The 15014-nt window shown below is 69.6% G+C and carries 16 protein-coding genes and 2 pseudogenes; 4 read left to right on the top strand and 14 right to left on the bottom strand.

All coding sequences use genetic code 11. The features are described from left to right. Positions 1 to 186 precede the first annotated feature (186 nt). From ACWF99_RS25555 to ACWF99_RS25520, 8 genes and pseudogenes are all read right to left on the bottom strand, one after another. Positions 187 to 1356, bottom strand: coding sequence for an ABC transporter ATP-binding protein (locus ACWF99_RS25555; protein WP_452537583.1), 1170 nt, complete (start codon positions 1354 to 1356; stop codon positions 187 to 189). Next, positions 1349 to 1999 carry an ABC transporter permease gene (locus ACWF99_RS25550; protein ID WP_378628265.1) on the bottom strand — a complete coding sequence of 217 codons (651 nt, stop codon included), beginning with the start codon at positions 1997 to 1999 and terminating at the stop codon, positions 1349 to 1351. The genes ACWF99_RS25555 and ACWF99_RS25550 overlap by 8 nt, the downstream gene beginning before the upstream one ends. Positions 2000 to 2289: 290 nt before the next feature. Continuing rightward, positions 2290 to 2448, bottom strand: a pseudogene (locus ACWF99_RS25545) (recombination regulator RecX); the annotation flags it as partial. Positions 2449 to 2646: 198 nt separating this feature from the next. Then, positions 2647 to 3195: pseudogene (locus tag ACWF99_RS25540) on the bottom strand (regulatory protein RecX); the annotation flags it as partial. A 424-nt stretch (positions 3196 to 3619) separates the two neighbouring features. Next, a complete protein-coding gene (gene recA / locus ACWF99_RS25535; RefSeq protein WP_378626599.1) occupies positions 3620 to 4657 on the bottom strand; it encodes a recombinase RecA in 1038 nt (345 codons plus the stop codon). A 172-nt stretch (positions 4658 to 4829) separates the two neighbouring features. Continuing rightward, positions 4830 to 5279, bottom strand: a complete 450-nt coding sequence (locus tag ACWF99_RS25530; RefSeq protein ID WP_378626598.1) for a nuclear transport factor 2 family protein — start codon at positions 5277 to 5279, stop codon at positions 4830 to 4832. A 19-nt stretch (positions 5280 to 5298) separates the two neighbouring features. Then, positions 5299 to 6180, bottom strand: coding sequence for a pyridoxamine 5'-phosphate oxidase family protein (locus ACWF99_RS25525; protein ID WP_452537582.1), 882 nt, complete (start codon positions 6178 to 6180; stop codon positions 5299 to 5301). Between the two features lie 38 nt (positions 6181 to 6218). After that, on the bottom strand, positions 6219 to 6680 hold the full coding sequence (locus ACWF99_RS25520) for a VOC family protein (protein ID WP_452537581.1): 462 nt from the start codon (positions 6678 to 6680) through the stop codon (positions 6219 to 6221). Positions 6681 to 6808: 128 nt separating this feature from the next. On the opposite strand from ACWF99_RS25520, the gene ACWF99_RS25515 reads away from it, so the two are divergent. Beyond that, entirely contained in the window at positions 6809 to 7324 is a 516-nt protein-coding gene (locus ACWF99_RS25515) for a CGNR zinc finger domain-containing protein (protein WP_378628264.1), read from the top strand. A gap of 11 nt (positions 7325 to 7335) precedes the next feature. Here the strand turns inward: ACWF99_RS25515 and ACWF99_RS25510 are convergent, their stop codons facing one another. From ACWF99_RS25510 to ACWF99_RS25500, 3 genes are all read right to left on the bottom strand, one after another. After that, entirely contained in the window at positions 7336 to 8556 is a 1221-nt protein-coding gene (locus tag ACWF99_RS25510; RefSeq protein ID WP_452537580.1) for a phosphotransferase, read from the bottom strand. Between the two features lie 7 nt (positions 8557 to 8563). After that, positions 8564 to 8755: a DUF3046 domain-containing protein gene (locus tag ACWF99_RS25505; protein ID WP_062988054.1), complete on the bottom strand. Its 192-nt coding sequence runs from the start codon at positions 8753 to 8755 to the stop codon at positions 8564 to 8566. Positions 8756 to 8849: 94 nt separating this feature from the next. Continuing rightward, positions 8850 to 10001, bottom strand: a complete 1152-nt coding sequence (locus tag ACWF99_RS25500; protein ID WP_452537579.1) for a glycosyltransferase — start codon at positions 9999 to 10001, stop codon at positions 8850 to 8852. 119 nt (positions 10002 to 10120) lie between these two features. On the opposite strand from ACWF99_RS25500, the gene ACWF99_RS25495 reads away from it, so the two are divergent. Then, the gene (locus ACWF99_RS25495) at positions 10121 to 10678 is read left to right on the top strand and encodes an HD domain-containing protein (protein ID WP_378626592.1); all 558 of its coding nucleotides are present in this window, start codon (positions 10121 to 10123) and stop codon (positions 10676 to 10678) included. Positions 10679 to 10732: 54 nt separating this feature from the next. Here the strand turns inward: ACWF99_RS25495 and ACWF99_RS25490 are convergent, their stop codons facing one another. Both ACWF99_RS25490 and ACWF99_RS25485 read right to left on the bottom strand, forming a co-directional pair. Next, a complete protein-coding gene (locus ACWF99_RS25490) occupies positions 10733 to 11443 on the bottom strand; it encodes a PIG-L deacetylase family protein (RefSeq protein WP_378626591.1) in 711 nt (236 codons plus the stop codon). A gap of 23 nt (positions 11444 to 11466) precedes the next feature. Beyond that, positions 11467 to 11634, bottom strand: coding sequence for a hypothetical protein (locus tag ACWF99_RS25485; RefSeq protein WP_378626590.1), 168 nt, complete (start codon positions 11632 to 11634; stop codon positions 11467 to 11469). Between the two features lie 155 nt (positions 11635 to 11789). Between ACWF99_RS25485 and ACWF99_RS25480 the strand changes: the two genes are divergently transcribed. Both ACWF99_RS25480 and ACWF99_RS25475 read left to right on the top strand, forming a co-directional pair. Continuing rightward, positions 11790 to 12485, top strand: coding sequence for a maleylpyruvate isomerase family mycothiol-dependent enzyme (locus ACWF99_RS25480; protein ID WP_378626580.1), 696 nt, complete (start codon positions 11790 to 11792; stop codon positions 12483 to 12485). A gap of 68 nt (positions 12486 to 12553) precedes the next feature. Continuing rightward, entirely contained in the window at positions 12554 to 14047 is a 1494-nt protein-coding gene (locus tag ACWF99_RS25475; RefSeq protein ID WP_452537578.1) for a carboxylesterase/lipase family protein, read from the top strand. A 67-nt stretch (positions 14048 to 14114) separates the two neighbouring features. Here ACWF99_RS25475 and pspM read toward each other — a convergent pair whose 3' ends face one another. Continuing rightward, positions 14115 to 14990 carry a phage shock envelope stress response protein PspM gene (gene pspM / locus ACWF99_RS25470; RefSeq protein ID WP_378626576.1) on the bottom strand — a complete coding sequence of 292 codons (876 nt, stop codon included), beginning with the start codon at positions 14988 to 14990 and terminating at the stop codon, positions 14115 to 14117. Between the last annotated feature and the right edge of the window lie 24 nt (positions 14991 to 15014).

The following is a 15014-nucleotide window of genomic DNA, read 5'->3' as shown; positions in this document are numbered from 1 at the left end:
CGACCAGTGACCGTAGCGCTGACCGCTGTGCTCCGACACCACGGACACCCGGGATCGGGTTGGTTCGGCTCGCCGACACCGAACCAGCGAGAACCAGGCACACCCTGTGTGGACCACGATCATGCGCGGCACAGCCCGCGGGCACCGCAGGTTCGTAGGAGGCCGGCCATCGATGCGATGCGGTCGTCATGCCGGCGCCGATTCGGTGGCGGCGAGGTGGTTGATAAGGGTGTCGACGGTGACTGTTCCGGCGTAGGTCCCGGTGTTGTCGACGACGACGGCGGAGGCGGTGCGTTCGGTGAGCAGCGCGGCCAGCGCGTCTTGCAGAGTGGCGTCGGCGGGGAGGGTGGTGCCGATCGGGGTGCCGAGGTCGCGCGGCGAATCCGCGTGGGCGAGTTCGCCGGTCGTCACGCGCCGGAGCGGGCGGCGCTGGGCGTCGAGGACGATGCCCCAGGTGCGGTCCGCGTCACGCAGGGCAGCGGTGAAGACCGCGGGGGTGGTGTCGTCGGTGGCGGTGATGCCCTGGTCCAGGTCGAGGTCGGCGAGGACGGTGAGGCCGAGGCGGTCGATGGTGGCGGTCGCGCCGACGAACCCGGCGACCGTCTCGTCGGCGGGGGCCGCCAGGATCGCGGCGGGGGTGTCGTATTGCAGGATGCGGGATCGGTCGCCGAGGACGGCGATGCGATCGCCCAGCTTCACCGCTTCCCCGAAGTCGTGGGTGACGAAGACGATGGACTTGCCGAGTTCGCTTTGCAGACGAAGCAATTCGTCCTGCAGCAGCCCCCGGGTGATCGGATCGACCGCGCCGAAGGGTTCGTCCATGAGCAGCACGGGCGGGTCGGCCGCCAGCGCTCTGGCCACGCCGACGCGCTGCTGCTGTCCACCGGAGAGCTGGCGGGGGTAGCGGTTGCGGTAGGTGTCGGGGTCGAGGCCGACGAGGGTGAGCATCTCGTCGGTGCGCTCGGCGGTGCGGCGGCGGTCCCAGCCGAGCAGGCCGGGCACCGTGGCGATGTTCTTGGCGACGGTCATGTGCGGGAACAGCCCGGCCTGCTGGATCGAATAGCCGATGCCGCGGCGCAATTCGTCGGCGTCGATCGCGCCCGCGTCGCGGCCACCGATGGTGACGGTGCCCGAGGTGGGTTCGATCAGCCGGTTGATCATCCGCATGGTGGTGGTCTTGCCGCAGCCGGACGGGCCGACCAGCACCACGATCTCCCCGGCCGGGATGGTCATGGAGACCTCCTCGACCGCGGGTTCGGGCTGTTCGGGATAGCGTTTGGTGACCCGGTCGAGGACGATCTCGACCCCGGAGACCGCGGAAGCGCTTGTCGCCTTGGTGGTTTCGATGTCAGTCACGAATTCCCCTCGGAATAGTGAGCCGTCCGAGCAGAACCAGGACGCCGTCGAGTGCGAGTGCGAGCACGACGATGAGGACGGTGCCGGTGAGTGCCTGCGGCACCGCGTTCGGGCTGCCGAGGCGGGAGAGTCCGGAGAAGATCACGTTGCCGAGGCCGGGCCCCTTCGCGTAGGCCGCCAGCGCCAGGATGCCCATGATCATCTGGGTGCTGACCCGCATTCCGGTGAGAATGGACGGCCAGGCCAGCGGCAGTTCGATCTTGGTCAGCAGGCGCAACCGGTTCATCCCGACACCGCGCGCGGCATCGGTCACCGCCGGATCCACCGACGACAACCCGAGCACCGTGTTCCGCAGGATCGGCAACAGCGCGTAGAGCACCAGGGCCACGATCGTCGGCCCGACACCGAGCCCGAGAAACGGAATCAGCAACCCGAGCAACGCGAACGAGGGCACCGTCAGAATCGCCCCCGCCATCGCGGTAGCGGCAGCTGACCCGAGCGGACTTCGATACACGAGTATCCCGAGTGCCACGGCGATCACGGTCGCCAGCACCAGCGACTGCACCACCGCCGACACATGCAGATAGGAATCGACCAGCAATTGCTCCCGCCGGTTCACCACGAACGACCACAACGCGTCCAGGGTCCACCTCCCCGTCGTTCGGCGGCCGCCTACGGCCCTGCTCCCCGGATTTCCCACCCCGAACCGGGTGAAACATCCCGTCCCCACATCCGCATCGTCACCGATGCGGCGAATCAGCCTGCGCTGAACCAGGTTTCGCCAAGCGTGATCATCTTACGCGCCGCGTACAGCCCTCGCGGCAGTTCGGCGCTTGTCTCCGCAGTCGAAAACCTTGTCGCACCACGGCCTGCTCCGAGCCCCCGCGATACTTTTGGAACGGGTCGGCGCGTAGTGCCGCGTCCATGCGGACCTCACTGATCCGCCTGCGACAGTTCCGCTTTCACCACCGCGAAGGCCGTCGACGCGCTGTAGCCGCGGCGGGCGAGCATGTCGACCAGGCGTCGCGTCGCCTTGGTGCGGTCCAGATCGGCGGGCATGGAACGGAGTTTGCGCCGAACCAGGTCGATCGCGGCCTGTTCGTCGCCGGGAGTCGGGCGCGAAGGGCGGGCGCTGTCCGCTTCGTCCGTCTCATCGACGGTTTCGTCGGCACCCGAAAGACCAGCACCGCGCGGCAGCGAACGGCGTGTCTGCCACGAGCCACCTGCCGCGTCGGCAGGCGGCGCCTGCTCGCCCGCGCCGGCAGCACGGGTGGGCGGGGGCGCGGTGCGTTCGAACCCTGCTTCGTCCAACTCGGCGGTGACGACGGCGAAGGCGGTGGATTGGTCGTAGCCGCGGCGGGCGAGCACGCCGACGAGGCGGCGGACCGCCTTGTCGCGTTCTATCTCCCGGGGAAGAGTGCGCAGTTTTCGGCGGACCAGGTCGGCGGCGCGAGCGTTTTCGGCGTCGTCGGTGACCATCGACAACGCCTCTTCCGCGTCGCCCGGGGCGACGCCCTTCTCGCGCAGCTCACGTTGGAGAGCCTTCTTACCCCGGCCGGAGTAGGTGTGCCGTTCGTGGACCCACTGTTCAGCGAACGAGGCGTCGTTGATCAGGCCGATTTCGGTGAACCGTTCGAGTGCGGCCTCGGTCACCTCGACGCGGAACCCCTTCTCGCCGAGCCGTTTCTCCAGTTCGGCGCGGCTGCGAGCACGCACCGAGAGCAATCGCAGGCACACGTCCTTGGCCTGTTCCAGGGTCGCATCGGGACGGTCGCCCGGGGCGAGCCGGCGTGCGCCGGCCCGCCTGTCGGGCTCTCCCGGCTGGGATCCGGCCGCCACCGGATCCGCCTGCCGTCCGTCGTCACCACCGACGACGGTCGACAGGGAGACTTCGTCGCGCCGCGCGGACTTGCGTTCGCGTCGTGCGCCGCGGGGTCGTCGCCGACCCGCACTCCCCCACTCTTCATGATCATCACCAACCCGCGCAGCGAAATGCGGTGGTTTGTCACCATCGGTGAATCCGGTCGGGTGCGCGCGCTGCGGATCGCCCGCACCCGACCGAATCCTCTCCGCGTCCAGGTCGGCCCGTGTGTCACGAGCCGACCGGACGAGTCCATCGGCCGTGCCCCTGCCGCGCCCTACCGCGGGCGCTGTGACCGGCTCCGGCTCGACCTCGATTCCGAGGCGAGCCAGCTGCCTGCGCATCTGTTCGACCGGGTCGGCCGAATCGCGGTGGCCGCCGGGGCTCGGCGTGGTCATCGGCTCAGAAGTCGGCGGGCGCGTCGGCCTCGGCGGTCAGGACGGCGCCGATGCCCAGCTTCTCCTTGATCTTCTTCTCGACCTCGTCGCGCACGTCGGTGTTCTCCAGCAGGAACTTGCGGGCGTTCTCCTTGCCCTGACCCAGCTGGTCGCCCTCGTAGGTGTACCAGGAGCCGGACTTGCGGATGAAGCCGTGCTCGACACCCATGTCGATGAGCGAGCCCTCCTTGGAGATGCCGTGGCCGTAGAGGATGTCGAACTCGGCCTGCTTGAACGGCGGGGCGACCTTGTTCTTGACCACCTTCACGCGGGTGCGGTTGCCGACCGCGTCGCTGCCGTCCTTGAGGGTCTCGATGCGGCGCACGTCCAGGCGGACCGAGGCGTAGAACTTCAGCGCCTTACCACCGGTGGTGGTCTCCGGGGAGCCGAACATGACGCCGATCTTCTCGCGCAGCTGGTTGATGAAGATGGCGGTGGTGCCGGAGTTGCTGAGCGCACCGGTCATCTTGCGCAGCGCCTGGCTCATGAGGCGGGCCTGCAGGCCGACGTGGCTGTCGCCCATCTCGCCTTCGATTTCCGCGCGCGGCACCAGGGCGGCGACGGAGTCGATGACGAGGATGTCGATGGCGCCGGAGCGCACCAGCATGTCGGCGATCTCCAGGGCCTGCTCACCGGTATCCGGCTGGGAGACCAGCAGCGCGTCGGTGTCGACGCCCAGCTTGCGGGCGTAGTCGGGGTCGAGGGCGTGCTCGGCGTCGATGAAGGCGGCGACACCGCCCGCGGCCTGGGCGTTGGCGACGGCGTGCAGCGCGACGGTGGTCTTACCCGAGGATTCCGGGCCGTAGATCTCCACGACGCGACCGCGCGGCAACCCGCCGATCCCGAGCGCGACGTCGAGCGCGATGGAGCCGGTCGGGATGACCGCGATCGGCTGGCGGGTCTCCTCGCCCAGGCGCATGACCGCGCCCTTACCGAAGCTCTTCTCCACCTGCGCCAGTGCCAGTTCCAGCGCTTTGTCGCGATCGTAGGCCTGCGGTGCCATGATGTGTGCCCCTTCTCGAGGTGAGTGTCTCTCTGGTTGGCGCCCACAGTAGAGGCCGGCACCGACAAGTTCTGGCGCCCAGGTTAGTCGAACACCCATTCGAGTCAAGCGACGCGCCCACCAACACGCGAAGCAGCCGCTCCGACCAGCAATCCGGGAGCGAAACCGGTCCTCAGTGCTGCGGTAGCACCGAGTCGTCGCCCTCGGCGCGTGGCCCGAAGATCCGCCGCTGCGACTGTTCGATGCGCACGTCGTTGATGCTGGCCTCACGCCGCGCCATCCGCCCGTCCGCCGCGAACTCCCACTGCTCGTTGCCGTAGCTGCGCCACCACTGCCCCGACTCGTCGTGCCACTCGTACTGGAAGCGCACGGCGATGTGGTTGTCGTGGAAAGCCCACAGATCCTTGCGCAGCGCGTAGCCGTTCTCGGCCGACCACTTGCGGGTGAGGAAGTCGACGATCGCGGCACGGCCGGTGAAGAACTCGTCGCGGTTACGCCAGCTCGAATCCTCGGTGTACGCGGCGGCGACGCGTTCGGGATCCCGGGTGTTCCAGGCATTTTCGGCGGCGAGCACCTTCGCGCGCGCGGAGTCGAGGTCGAAGGGTGGCAATGGTGGACGCATGGAAGGCCTTTCGGTGTGATCAGGGGTTGTTCGGGGAGAGCTCGGGCGGCCCCCAGCGCACAGCAAGCGCACCGGGCCGTTCGATCGCCTCCTCGACGGTGAAGTCGACGGCGCACTGCGCACCGATTGTGAATGCCGCGCTGTCCCAGATCAATTCGGCGCGGCCGGTGAGCTGGAGCAGCGCGCCGGTCGACCAATCGGCGACGAGCAGCCCGCAGCGCGGTTGTACGGCGAGGTTGCCCAGCGTCATGAACATCGAGTTGCCGCGATAGTCCGGCCAGCGCAGCCGCGCCGGCGACAGCACCTGCAGGAAACCGGGATTGCCGCCGCGGTGCGAGGCGTCGGCGTGCCCGTCACCATCGGCGGTGGCGACGAAGAAGGTGTCGGCGGCGCCCACCATCTCGACCGCGGCGGGCGTGAGCGCCGTGCCGCGCCACACCGGGCCGGGCTCTCCGGCGGCGGACACCTCCCGGATCTGCCTGCGCGAGATGTACTTCGGGCAGTTCGCGTAGACCTGCTCGGTGGTGATCCGCATTCCGCCGTCGCGTACCGCCGACGTGCCGTTGACGCGCATTCGCCTGCGGCGCTGCGGCTGCAGGGCGATCAGCCCGACCTCGACGTCGCCCGCCAGTGCCGCCGAGAGCGGATCAGCCGTCTCGGGCAGCGTGTCGATGTCGATGGTCACGTCATCGATCGCGTGCACGAACCCGGCGGGACCGGTGAGCGGGCTCGCCCACAGCCGCCCCGCCGGATCGGCGGCGCCGAGCACCACCATCGACTGCTCGGCCAGGAAGGACGCGGCGACCGCCGGAATCCCGGTTCGGATCGAACGGCCGACGCGAGCAGCCGCGTCGGACTGCCCCATGCGTCGCTGCACGGCCAGCTCTCCGGAGTGAAACATCCTCGCCCTTCCTGTCTACGACGTGAATTGCCAGGGGGTCAGAAGAATCCGCACGTCGGGGTAGGCCCGGCCGGCGCGGGAGCGGTGTCGGCACCCAGCGGCGCGTACACCTCGAGCCGAATGCCGTCGGGATCGGCGAAGAAGATGCCACCGGAGGACGCGCCCTCACCGTGAGCGACCACCCCGTCGTGGAAGAACTCGGCATCGACTTCGCGCAGCGCCGACTCCACGACACGCACCGTGTCGACATCGTCGACCTGGAACGACAGGTGATGCAGGCCCGGTGTGCTGGTGGAGAATGCGCCGGTGCTCTGCTGCCACAGCGTGAGCACCAGCGCACCGCCCCGACCGAGGAAGGCCCAGCGCTGCTCGCCGTCGGCGCCGGTGCCGAGCTGTTCGAAGCCGAGGCCACGGCGGTAGAAGTCGACGGAACGGTCGAGATCGGCGACGTTGAGTCCGATATGACCGGTGGTGAGCACAGGTGCGGCGACGGTGGTCATGGTTTCCTCCCGGAATGATTAACTGCCTATCGGTTGTTGAACAGTTAGAACATAGAATGAGCTCACCGCTTCGTCAACCCTTGAAAGACTTTTAGACAGTTAGGAGGGGCGTGTTGATAACCTCGGGCATGCGCGATCCCCGTCCGCACACCGGCGAACCCCCTGCTCTCGACCTGCTCAACACCCGGTGGGCCGGCGCCGAACCCGGCGATCTGCTCGCCGATCTCGACGGGCTGCGCACCTGGCTGGAGCTCATCGGGCTCGCCGATCGCGTACCCGCCGACGACCACTCCCTGACCGCGCTGCACACCGCACGCGCAGCCGTCCACGACGCCGTCACTCGCGCCGACCACACCGCACTGAACAAGGTCCTCGACCACGGGCGGATCCGCCGTGAGCTGACCGACGAGGGGCCACGAGACATCCCCGAGGTCGACGACCCGGCGTGGCTACCCGGCTGGCTCGCCGCCGACAATCTGCTGCACCTGATCGCGCAGGCACCGCAGCGGATCCGCCAATGCGCGCACCCCGACTGTGTGTTGTTCTTCTACGACACGTCCAAGAACGGCACCCGCCGCTGGCATTCGATGGCGACCTGCGGCAACCGCACCAAGGCCGCGCGCCACTACGCCAAGACCAGCTGAGCAGCGCCTCGTCAGAACAGCTCGTCGAGCAGCCGGTAGTAGTCGAGCTTGGCGCGATCGGGTTCGCTCAGGCCGTAGGCGGCGTAGAACGCCGTGACCGCCGCGACGCCGAAGTCCCCGGCCAGGTCGCGCTCGGCCAGCGCCAGATCGCGATAGCGGTCGCCGGCGCCCAGCGTCGCGACATCGATGAGCAGGCCGCCGGTGAGCACATTGCCCGGCGTGAAATCACCGTGCGTGACGACCAGATCGTCGGTGGCCGGGCGCCGCTCCCGCAGACGCTCGAGTATCGCGGCAGGTGGGAGGTCGCGATGATCGTCGTCGAAATCCGTGGGGTCGACGAACCCCTCGACCACATGGCGGTGGGCACGGGCGAGGCTGAGATCCAGACCACCCTCGAAGGGGCAGCTCGGCACCGGGAGGTCGTGCAACGACCGCAGGGCGCGGCCCATCTGGGCACCGACTTCGGCCGGATCGGTCTGTCCGGCGAGCGAACCACCCGCATCCGCGAGAACGAGAACGTCCTCGGCGAACGCGACCACGTCCGGCACCGCGATCCCGTTGTCGCGCAACCAGGTCAGCCGGGCGTGCTCGGCCACCGCCCGCGGACCACGCTTGATCCAGTACCCACCCGACCGCACCAGGTTCCCGTCGCAGCCCTCGTGATCGTCGGACCACTCCGGCACCGGCCCGAGCAGCTCCTCGATCACCGGCGGCAGCGGCACGGCCAGCTCGTCGAGATGGTCGAGGGCCGCGCGGGTGGACTCGATGAGTTCGGAATCACCGTCGGCCACCCGCAGCCGCATGGCCTCGTTGAGCAGCTCGCGCGCCTCCAGCGGACGGTGCTGTTCGGCCAGTGACTTGCCCAGGTGGTGGGCGGCGAAGGAGACGAGTTCGGGGTCGAGCGCGCGGCTGGCGTGCAGCGCCCGGCGGTAGAGGATCTCGGCGTGCCCCGGCTCGCCGTGATACCGGTAGACATCGGCCAGGTTGATCCAGACGGTGATCCGGCGCCGCTCGGTGTCGGCCAGTTCGAGGGCTTGATCGAGCCGGTCGAGGGCTTCGTCGTAGCGCCCCAGCAGCATCAGCGCGATGCCGAGCCTGCGCAGGCCGGGAAAATCGTGCGGGTCGGCGAGGGCGACCCTGGCCGCGAGCGTCTCGGCGTCTACCGGGATCATCCGCAGCCGCTCGTCGAACCGATACGGTCGCGTGTCCGAGTTCTGCGCTGTCACGGCCATGGCCTGGTCACCACCGGTTCGGAGGTACGTCGAAGTCGGCACACAGCGCCCGCCACACGTCGCGTGGGTCGACGCCGTTGTCGATCGCCACCGCGCCCGTGCGCCCCAGCTGGGGTATCACGTGATCGGTCAGCATGGCGTCGGCGCGCGCCACGCCGAACTCGGTGTGCATCAGCTCCTGGAATTCGGTCAATCGCACGTTGCCCAAGATACTCGCGCTCGGCGAACGCCGACAGGGCCCCGCTCGGGCCACGATGGGCCACCGGCCTACCCGGCCGACGCCCGACGGGCCGCTACCGCTTCGCTGCGTCGTGGCAGATCTGGACCGGGTCCTCGACCTCGGCCAGACCGAGGGCGGCGTGACGAGCCGCTTCGGCATAGGCGGGACCGTCGAGCACCTGCCGCACCGCGGCGCCGACCGCCACGGGCGTGAGCGGACGCACCAGCACCGAACTGCCCTGCCGCACCGCGCGATTGGCGAGCTCCCACTGGTCACCGCCGCCGGGGACGGTCACCACCGGCACGCCCGCGGACAGGGATTTGGCGAGCAGGCCGTGGCCACCACCGCCGACGACGACCGCGGCGTGCGTGAGCAGTTCGTCCTGACGGCCGAGGCCGGCGGTGGCCCACTCCGGCAGGTCCACCGGTGGGGTGTCCAGGGTCGAGATCGCAGCGCGCACACCGAGTCCGGCCAGACCGGACAGGACGACGCCGGCCATGTCGGCGACGCCGGTATGCGCGGTCGACGGCGCCACCATCACCAACGGCGCATCGCCGGGAGGCAGTGGAAGTACGGCATCGGTCGGTTCCCACAGCAGCGGCCCGACGACGTGGGTGTCGGCGGGCCAGTCCGGGCGGTCCATCTCCAGCGCGGGCAGGGTGGCGACCAGGCGGGCGGCGGGGCCGGGGTCCTCGGCGGGCAGGCCGATGGTTTCGCGGGCCGCCGAACGCTGACGATGTCCGGTGCGGACCGCGCGCGCGGTCATCGTGCGCAGGACACCGTCGCGCATCCGGCCACGCACACCCTCCCCCGGCGCCAGGCCACTACCGATGGGCGGCAAGGCTTTCGACGGCAGGTAGAGCGGGTGCGGTGACAACTCGACCCACGGCAGACCCAGCCGCTCGGCCGCCATCCCGCCGCCGGCGGTGAGGACGTCGGAGACGATCAGGTCGGGCAGCATCGCGCTGAGTTCGGGCAGGTTCTCGGTGGCGATATGGGCGGCGCGCTCGTGGATCCGGGCGCCCGCGTCGGTGTCGTCGTCGGTGGGGCGCGGCGCGAGACCCTTGAGCTTGCGCACGCTGATCCCCGCCGAGCGTGCCTGATCCAGCCATCTCGGCCCGGTGAACAACACGGGTTCGTCGCCCGCGGCCAGCAATCGCAGACACAACGCGATCGCGGGAAACGCATGCCCTGGATCGGGCCCGGCCACCACAGCTATTCGCATCCGCCCACCCTGCCATACCTCCAGGCCCCGCCCACCTCGGACGACCGATCGACGATTTCTGCGCTATCTTGACCGCCGCGAGACCGATCCGTCCCAGCGACACCACCAGGAGCGAGCACGTGCGACACCCCGGTATCGACACCGTCGACGACCTGTTCGCGCTGCTCGAGCGGTGCGCCGACGCCTGGGACACCGCGGACCGGACCGGCGATCCGGTCGACATCCTCGATCACGATCGCCAGTGCGCGCAGTTGCTCCGCCGCGACTTCCCCGATGACGAAGAGCTCCAGGTCGCGGGTCTGCTGCACGACATCGGCCACGTACTTCTCCCCGGTGACGACGCGGGCCACGGCAGGCACGGAGCCGACGCGGTGCGCGCGCTGCTCGGCCCCCGGGTAGCGCGCCTGATCGAACTACACGTGAGCGCGAAACGCTTTCTGGTGGCAACGGATTCCACCCACGCCGCCGGTTTGTCGGCATCGAGTCGGCGCACGCTCATCGCGCAGGGCGGGCCGATGACACCCGCCGAGACCGAGGCGTTCCGCGCGGACCCCGACTTCACCGCGGCCCTGGCGCTGCGCAGGGCTGATGACGCGGGCAAGGTGGTCGGCCTCCGAGTCGCCCCGCTTCAGGACTGGCGGCCACCGGTCGAGCGCGTCGCGGCCCGACGGCTCTGATGCCGACGCCACCCATCGCTCCTGCACCGCAACATCATCGAGAGTGTTCGCTGATCAGCCGCCGAAGGTGAACAGTTCGAACCCGACGGCGTGTTCGGCGGGGAACCCTTCCTTGGGACCCGTGGCGAAGCTGACGATCTCGCGCACCTGCTCCTCCACCGGCACCGGGCTCAGCACCTGCAGATAGCGCCGATGCGCCGACAACGACGCGCGCGCCTGCTCCAGCTGAGCGCTCACGTCGACAGCATGGGTGGCCACCGGACCGACCACGGCAGCCCACCGCGCCGACCACGGTGGCAGATCAGCGATTTCGGGGAAGATCCACTCGTTGCCCGCGTCGGAGATCGCGTCCATCGCCGATCGGCCGACAGCCCGGTGATCGGCACTGTTGACCACGCCGGGCGCCCAGGTGTCGCCGAAGTTGAACAGCACCACCATCTCCGGGCGATGCCTGCGCAGCGCGGCGGCGAGTTCCCTTCGCAGCGGCAGACCTTCCTCGATGCGGCCGTCGGGATGGTCGAGGAACTCGACGGTGTGCACGCCGACCTCACGGGCGCCCGAGATCTCCTCGATCTCCCGCAACGGCGCGGCCTGCGCGGGTGGCATCCCGGCGATCCCCGCCTCGCCGCGTGTGACGAGCAGGTAGCGAATGTCCTTGCCCTGCCCCGTCCATCGCGCGACCGCCGCCGCGGCGCCGTATTCGATGTCGTCGGGGTGCGCGACGATCACCAGTCCGCGTTGCCAGTCCTCGGGTACCTGTTCCACCCCGCCATGCTAACCACAGACGACTAACTGATCGGGGTCTTGTCGCTCCCCGACATCGCCTTGTACAGCAGGTACACGCCGGTGCCGATCGCCCCGATCACCAGGATGGGCATCAGCGCCTCGATCAGCGCGCCGAGAATCCAGAACGCGATCACCGCGACCACGACGATGCCGATGACTTTCAAGACCATGACGACTCCTTCACCTCTGCGACCGCCGTCCAGCGATCCGACACCTTCGATCCTCCCACCCGGCGAGCAATAGATCACCAGGTCAGCACCGATATCCGGGTGTAGATCAGGGTTCACCCCGAGATCGCGGGCGCAGCCGGGCTACCGTGATCGGCATGGACTACTTGGCGTTGCTCTGTGCGAAGCTCACCGCCTTCGGTGAGCTCATCACTCCCGACACCGATCTGGCCGCGCCGGTGCCGTCCTGCGGCGACTGGGCGTTCTACGACCTCGTCGACCACGTGGGGCGCGGCAACCTCTGGGTGGTCACCGCGGTGGCCGAGCTGCGCGGCGATTTCGAGGGCGAGCCCGCGCCGAGAGATCCCACGGCCCTGCGCGAGTGGTACGAGTCGACCGCCGACGCCATGGTGTCGGCGCTGTCCGCGGACGAGAACCAGGAGGCCTGGACCTTCACCCGGTCCATGCCGCGCACGGTGGGTTTCTGGCGGCGGCGCCGCGCCCACGAGACCCTCATGCACCTGTGGGACGGTCAGAACGCGCTCGGAAAGGCCGACCCGTTCGACCCCGATCTCGCCGTCGACGGCATCGACGAGGTCTTCACACTGTTCGCGCCCCGGATGATCCACCGCGGCCTGGCGGTCGAACCCGAGGTGGCGCTGCGGCTGCGGGCCACCGATACCGGCGGCACCTGGACCTACGGTCCGGGCGAGCCGGTGGCGGAGCTGGCGGGTACCGCGTCGGACCTGCTCCTGGCCCTGTGGGGGCGCAAATCCGGCGACGACACGGAGTTCACCTGGGACGGCGACCGCGCGGCGGGCGAACGAGTACTGGCCGGACCGCTCGTTCCGTAGGCAAACGACTGACGGCGAACCGGACAAGCGCCCATAATCGGGGCTCACCGCGCGTAGGAGGACTTGTCATGGAACCCATCGTCACGACCACGAGCGGCGCGATCCGCGGCCACACCGAGGCCGGGATCACCCGCTTTCTCGGGGTGCCGTACGCGGCGGCGCCGGTCGGGCCGAAACGTTTCCAGCTCCCCGAGGCCGCGCCGGCCTGGGAAGGCGTGCGAGACGCGACCGACATGGGCGCCACCTGCGCACAGACGCCGTATCCCGCACCGATCCACGCCCTCATCGGCAGTGACGGCATCCCTGGCGACGAGTACCTCAACGTGAACGTGTGGACGCCCGACTCCGCCGCATCGGGTCTACCGGTGCTGGTGTGGATTCACGGTGGCGCGTTCGTCCGCGGGTCGAACGCCCGGGCAATCTACGACGGGTCGGCGTTCGCGCGCGACGGCGTGGTGATGGTGGGGATCAACTACCGGCTCGGTGTGTCGGGTTTCGCCGAGATCGAAGGCGCACCGTCGAATCGCGGTCTGCACGACCAGATCTTCGCCTTGCGCTGGGTGCGCGAGAACATCGCCGCCTTCGGTGGCGACCCGGACAATGTGACGATCTTCGGTGAGTCCGCCGGCGGAATGAGTGTCGCGGCGCTGATCGCCGCACCGCACACGGCCGGGCTGTTCCGCCGGGCGATCATGCAGAGCGGCAACGGTGCGGTCGCCGCCGATCCCGAGGACGCGCGCAAGGTGTCCGCCGCGCTGGCCGCCGAGCTCGAAATATCGCCTACCGCGCATGATTTCGGAAAGCTGGGCCCGGACGAGTTGCGCACCGCGCAGAACGCCGTCGCGCTGGCCGTGATGACCGACCCCGACCCGCAGCGTTGGGGCGCCTCGGTGATCCAGCTGGGCGGCGGCATCATGAGCCTGTTCCCGGTGATCGACAACGACATCGTCGAGGGCCCGCCGACGGAGGTGCTGCGCGCCCATCCGGATCGCGCGGTCCCCCTCATCGCGGGCACCACCGCCGACGAGTTCCGCTTCTTCACCGTCCCGGCCGGGCTCGCCGCCGCCATCACCGCCGACACCCTGCCGTTCGTCCTCACCCGCTACGGCATCGATCCCGCTGTCGCCCAGGTCTATTCGACAGAGCGCCCGGATGCCACCCCCGCCGAGATCTTCAACGCCGTCCTCACCGACATGAGCTTCCGCTCCGGCACCTACGACTTCGCCGAGGCCTGCGCCGCCACCGCCCCCGCCCACGTGTACGAATTCGCTTGGCCCACCGGCCTTCCCGGCCTCGGCGCCTGCCACGTCCTGGAAGTTCCGTTCGTCTTCGACACTATCGACGACGCGCATACCCTCACCGGGCCCACCCCGCCCCAGGCACTGGCCGACGAAATCCACGCCGCCTGGGTCGCTTTCGCCATCGACGGCACCACCGGCTGGGCCCCGTTCACGACCGACGAGAAGAACGTCCGGATCTTCGACAACCCCGAGTCCGTCACCGTCACCGATCCCCGCGCCACCGAACTCGCGGCCCTACGCAAGGCCATCGCCCCAGCCTGACCCTCCGGCCGGCACGCCGCGTCCCGGACCGGCGTGCCGATCAAAAGTCGCGGTGGTCCGAGAGGGGCTAGCGGACGGAATCCGTTCCGCCGGCGAACAAGTCGGGGCCCTGGTCGGCCATCTCGGTGAGGGCTTGGGCCCAGCCGTCGAGGCGGTCGGCGGCTTCACGAAGATCGGCGACGATGCCGTTGAACTGGTACGCCAGGACCGAGTCCTCGGGAACCGCGAGGATGCGGGCCGCGGCGGCGACGAGCTGTTCGTACTCGACCACGCCGGTCTCCAGGCGGGTGAGCACGCCGGCGACGGTGGTTTTCAGTGCCGCGACGGTGTCGGGGTTGGCGCGGCCGACGGTGTCGGCGGCCTGTTCCATGGCGACGACGTCGGTGGCGAGCGCGTGCAGGGCGGCCGCGCCGGAGCGGGCCGTCTCGAGCAGGTCGCGCAGTTCGTCTTCGGGGAGACGGCGGGTGCGCGCGATCTGGGCGCCGAGGTCGTAGAGCGCCCGTTCGGCACGGATCAGGCGCTGGATAGGGGCGCGCGCGGCCGATCGCAGGCCGGGCGACTTGCGGGCGACGAAAGCCGCCTGGGGCAAAGGCTTGTTGCGCAACTCCAGGTAGCGGCGCGCGCTGAGAGCGGTACCGGTGACGAAGGCGATGGCGCCACCACCGATCACCACGACCGCCCAGGCGGGCGCGGAGATCACGGCCAAGCCGACCGCGCCGACCGTGGTGATACCGGACGCGGTGCCGAGCTGAAAACTGCGCCTGCGCACCCGGCGCCGACGGCGCAGCTCACGTTCACGCGGATCGGCCCAGCGTCGCACCGCGACCAGTGCCTGTTCACCGACCCCACGCAGGGTCGCGGGCACCGAACCTGCCGTCGCGGCCTGCGCGATCGCCGCCGGATCCACGATCTCGGCACGGTCGCGCCGCATTTTCCCGCTCATCGGTGTCCTTCCCCCGTATGCCGG

Source organism: Nocardia sp. NPDC055002, assembly GCF_053608825.1.
This window is presented reverse-complemented; position numbering and strand designations above follow the sequence as displayed.

Excerpts from the sequence above, each read along its gene's own strand:
- ACWF99_RS25530 (WP_378626598.1), bottom strand. The coding sequence starts at position 5,279 with ATGCGTCCACCATTGCCACCCTTCGACCTCGACTCCGCGCGCGCGAAG.
- ACWF99_RS25520 (WP_452537581.1), bottom strand. The coding sequence starts at position 6,680 with ATGACCACCGTCGCCGCACCTGTGCTCACCACCGGTCATATCGGACTC.
- recA (WP_378626599.1), bottom strand. The coding sequence starts at position 4,657 with ATGGCACCGCAGGCCTACGATCGCGACAAAGCGCTGGAACTGGCACTG.
- ACWF99_RS25485 (WP_378626590.1), bottom strand. The coding sequence starts at position 11,634 with ATGGTCTTGAAAGTCATCGGCATCGTCGTGGTCGCGGTGATCGCGTTC.
- ACWF99_RS25500 (WP_452537579.1), bottom strand. The coding sequence starts at position 10,001 with ATGCGAATAGCTGTGGTGGCCGGGCCCGATCCAGGGCATGCGTTTCCC.
- ACWF99_RS25515 (WP_378628264.1), top strand. The coding sequence starts at position 6,809 with ATGCGCGATCCCCGTCCGCACACCGGCGAACCCCCTGCTCTCGACCTG.
- ACWF99_RS25510 (WP_452537580.1), bottom strand. The coding sequence starts at position 8,556 with ATGGCCGTGACAGCGCAGAACTCGGACACGCGACCGTATCGGTTCGAC.
- pspM (WP_378626576.1), bottom strand. The coding sequence starts at position 14,990 with ATGAGCGGGAAAATGCGGCGCGACCGTGCCGAGATCGTGGATCCGGCG.
- ACWF99_RS25480 (WP_378626580.1), top strand. The coding sequence starts at position 11,790 with ATGGACTACTTGGCGTTGCTCTGTGCGAAGCTCACCGCCTTCGGTGAG.
- ACWF99_RS25525 (WP_452537582.1), bottom strand. The coding sequence starts at position 6,180 with ATGTTTCACTCCGGAGAGCTGGCCGTGCAGCGACGCATGGGGCAGTCC.
- ACWF99_RS25475 (WP_452537578.1), top strand. The coding sequence starts at position 12,554 with ATGGAACCCATCGTCACGACCACGAGCGGCGCGATCCGCGGCCACACC.